Source organism: Microcoleus sp. B3-D7, from assembly GCF_036705305.1.
Lineage (GTDB): Bacteria > Cyanobacteriota > Cyanobacteriia > Cyanobacteriales > Microcoleaceae > Microcoleus.
Genome location: NZ_JAUBUE010000113.1, coordinates 1 through 3,419, shown reverse-complemented (window position 1 = coordinate 3,419; position 3,419 = coordinate 1). Strand labels below are relative to the sequence as shown.

At 47.1% G+C, this 3,419-nt stretch carries 4 protein-coding genes and 1 pseudogene; all 5 read right to left on the bottom strand.

Annotated elements, in window-relative coordinates:
* Positions 1-11: 11 nt before the first annotated feature.
* Positions 12-605, bottom strand: coding sequence for a hypothetical protein (locus QUB25_RS29465; protein WP_333188995.1), 594 nt, complete (start codon positions 603-605; stop codon positions 12-14).
* A complete protein-coding gene (locus QUB25_RS29460; protein WP_333188993.1) occupies positions 602-859 on the bottom strand; it encodes a RusA family crossover junction endodeoxyribonuclease in 258 nt (85 codons plus the stop codon). Before QUB25_RS29460 ends, QUB25_RS29465 begins: the two co-directional genes overlap by 4 nt.
* A 300-nt stretch (positions 860-1,159) precedes the next feature.
* Entirely contained in the window at positions 1,160-2,368 is a 1,209-nt protein-coding gene (cbiE, locus tag QUB25_RS29455) for a precorrin-6y C5,15-methyltransferase (decarboxylating) subunit CbiE (protein ID WP_333188990.1), read from the bottom strand.
* 20 nt (positions 2,369-2,388) lie between these two features.
* Positions 2,389-2,886: a GNAT family N-acetyltransferase gene (locus tag QUB25_RS29450; protein WP_333188988.1), complete on the bottom strand. Its 498-nt coding sequence runs from the start codon at positions 2,884-2,886 to the stop codon at positions 2,389-2,391.
* 287 nt (positions 2,887-3,173) lie between these two features.
* Positions 3,174-3,419: pseudogene (locus QUB25_RS29445) on the bottom strand (photosystem II q(b) protein); the annotation flags it as partial.

Here is a 3,419-nt window from a genome sequence, read left to right as displayed (position 1 = left end):
TTTGGCATTCTTTATTTGATGGGGGTGGTGTTCCTCCCGATCATATCATGGTTAATCGACCGGACATGATATGATTGGGAAATTACCCGCTCAGTTGCCAGTTTTTTTACTAAAAAAAGTGGCTGTAATCTTGTCAAACTTAGGTCTTCTTTTTCCCCAACAATTCTCAAAGTCGCCTCAACTAAAGACCAGGAATATAGCATAGCTGACTCTAGATGTTGTTGTGCTACAAGTTGCTTTGCTACTTGCAAGCGCGCTTCTATTTCAGGCTCTTGAAGAGTACCCTCAGCTTTGGGCAAATAGACTGCATCCTCCGGGTTAGTCATCACTAACTCAAACCTCCAACCAGGATTTTCTGCTACTGCTTGGGCTAAATTGCGTAAATATTGAGTAGAGGATGAATTGAGTGAGGAGCGTGACTTGACTGCAATAACTACTGACTCTTTACCCAGGCGCACTATCATATCGGGGCGATAGCTTTTCAGGAAGTCAGGTAAATCTTCAAGGTTGGGATGAAATAAAACCTCGTAACCTCTCTCACGATACTCCTCTGCTAATTTCAGTAATCGCTCTCTTTCTATGTTTGCAGTTGGGGTTGCCATCATGTCAGTACCTCTTGGTCAAGATCATCAATTACGACAATGTGCAAGAATTCATTGCCACGAGCAAATCCTTCCGCTAGGGTCGAGGTCATATTTTCTACTGTAAAGTTACCCGATAAATTCCTCTTCCGGACTAGAACATCGGTTATTTGATCGTCATCCACGTAGGCTAGGCCAATAATTGCATCTTGAATTGGCTTTACTATGTTGTCCACATCAATTTTAACAGAATCGTAGAAATAAGTTATCTGGAGCATAACGAGCCCCGTAGCTGTTTTTTGCTATGAAGACCAGTATTTTTCAGCCTCTTGCCTAACCGTCATTTTCCAAGCTTTAAGACGATCTCGCCTGCGAGCTTGTTGGGATACTGGTGGGCCATCTACTATGAACTCAAATCTCGCCAAAGTATTTATAAATAGAAAGAAGATCGGGGATTATTTTATATGACTGCTAATGTCCTGACTCTGGCCTCCGACGGCTCGGGGTACGGTGACATACAATTTTATCGCAATTGCGGGATAATATTCTTGATGTAGAATCTCGTTTTTATTATATTTTTACCTTTTAACTACCGCCCACTGCGTCACTGGTGCAAGCGGCTTCCAACCCTGAAAAGAGCCGATCGCCGCTACTCGCTGAATCCCAATTCTAATGAGTTCCCCACCATAACGATCGTGCCATTGCAAAACTTTAAACTCGCTCTCAACAGTCACCGCATTAACAACTAATCGGCCGCCTTCACCTAAAGCATTCCAGCAAGTTTCCAGCACAGCTTCTGCGGTGACACCGCCGCCGATGAAAATAGCATTCGGTTGAGGCAAATTTGTCAGGGCTTCTGGCGCTTCTCCCGCAATGATTTCGAGTTCGGGAACGCCGAAAGTCGAGGCATTTTCAGCGATGTATTGCAATCGAGTCGGATGGCGTTCGATAGCGATCGCCCTGCACCGAGGATGACTCCGCATCCATTCGATCGCGATCGATCCGCAGCCCGCACCCACATCCCAAAGCAACTCTCCGGGCATCGGAGCTAACGTTGACAGAGTAACGGCTCTAACCTCCCGCTTGGTAAGTTGTCCGTCGTGGCGATAAGCAGCATCCGGCAAACCGGAGGTACGACGGAAAATCACAGTTTCGCGATCGGCTGCAACTGCAATTGCGATCGTGTTCAAATCAGCCAAATCCGCTGCATTCCAGGCTGCTGCTACCCCCTCGATCCGCCGTTCCGATTCCGAGCCCATCCGCTCGAACACGGTCATCAAACTGCTGCCAAACCCCCGCTGTGTTAACATTGCCGCCACAAGACTAGGGGTGTGCCTGTCAGCACTCAACACCAGCAGGCGCGCGCCGGGGGACAAAGCAAGGGCGATCGATGCGATCGGGCGATTTGTCAAACTGAAAGTCTCAACTTGGGCTAGTGGCCAACCCAAACGGGCGCAAGCAAGACTAAAAGCCGATGCTGCGGGAATCACAGTCATTTCCTCCATGGGAATCTGGCGCGACAGCGTGACGCCGATCCCGTGACACATCGGATCGCCGCTTGCGAGCACGCACACAGACTGTCCCCGGCGGCGGAGGATCTCGTCAACTGTTGTCTGCAAAGGCGATGCCCAAACCAATTTTTCGCGGGTGTCGTCGGTTGGTAGCATTGCTAGGTGACGGGCGCCACCAACAACGATTTGAGATCGAGAGAGGAGGGTAAAGGCGATCGGGCCGAGCCCCGAAAGTCCATCTTCGCCAATCCCGACCACCGAAAGCCATTTGTGCATTGCGCCCTTACTGCTAATTACTACTTATCGATTCTAAAGAATAATATCGGATTTCCATTCATAATTCTTTCTTCTACTTGTTTCATTCCGAGTCTTTCTGCGACTTTTTGCGACTCAATGTTTGGGCGATCGCAACTTGCGACAAGATAGTTAAAGCCAAGTTCATCAAAACCATAATCCAATATTTTGGTTGATGCTTCAGTAGCGTAACCTTTTTTAAGCGCTTTCGGCAGCAGTGCGTAAACTAACTGGGGCTGTGCTTCTTCAAAAAAATACCACAAACCAACAAATCCAATAGTTTCTCGATCGCTCTTAGTTTCGATAAACCAGATACCGAATTGCTTTTGGGCAAACAGCTTTTTGTTTTCGGCAAGCATTTCTTCAACCTTTTGTAGCGACCAGATTTCGCCGTCGCACAGATATCTCCTCACATAGGCATCGATAAAAATTTTATGAAGCGTGTTGAGGTCGCTCTCCACAATCGGTTTCAAAACTAATCTCTCTGTTTCAAATATCATGGGGATTATTTATGTTGAATTCAAGGGCGATCGCACTTATCAATATTAGTCGAGGACGCACGGGTGGTCAGAAACCGGGTTTTTTATGAAAAGATGGGTTGCAGCCCCTAGATTCGGTAAAAAAGCCGGTTTCTTTGATAGGAGTGCGATCGCGAACTGTTTATTTTTGTAGTTGCGGTGTCTTCGCCGGCGGATCCATGGGTCCATGACTGTCTGAAAAATATTTTTCCCCAAACAAAAAGCGCCCATATTTCTAGGAGCGCTTTTTGTTAATCAAAAACTAAAACTTAGCCGTTGATAGAAGGAGCAACCATTGCTACTGGGGTGACTTCACTAGCAGCCAAGTCGAGAGGGAAGTTGTGAGCATTGCGCTCGTGCATTACTTCCATACCCAAGTTAGCGCGGTTGATCACATCAGCCCAAGTGTTGATAACGCGACCTTGAGAGTCGATAATTGATTGGTTGAAGTTGAAACCGTTCAAGTTGAAAGCCATCGTGGAGATACCCAAAGCGGTAAACCAGATGCCTACTAC

Excerpts from the sequence above, each read along its gene's own strand:
- QUB25_RS29465 (WP_333188995.1), bottom strand. The coding sequence starts at position 605 with ATGATGGCAACCCCAACTGCAAACATAGAAAGAGAGCGATTACTGAAA.
- QUB25_RS29460 (WP_333188993.1), bottom strand. The coding sequence starts at position 859 with ATGCTCCAGATAACTTATTTCTACGATTCTGTTAAAATTGATGTGGAC.
- cbiE (WP_333188990.1), bottom strand. The coding sequence starts at position 2,368 with ATGCACAAATGGCTTTCGGTGGTCGGGATTGGCGAAGATGGACTTTCG.
- QUB25_RS29450 (WP_333188988.1), bottom strand. The coding sequence starts at position 2,886 with ATGATATTTGAAACAGAGAGATTAGTTTTGAAACCGATTGTGGAGAGC.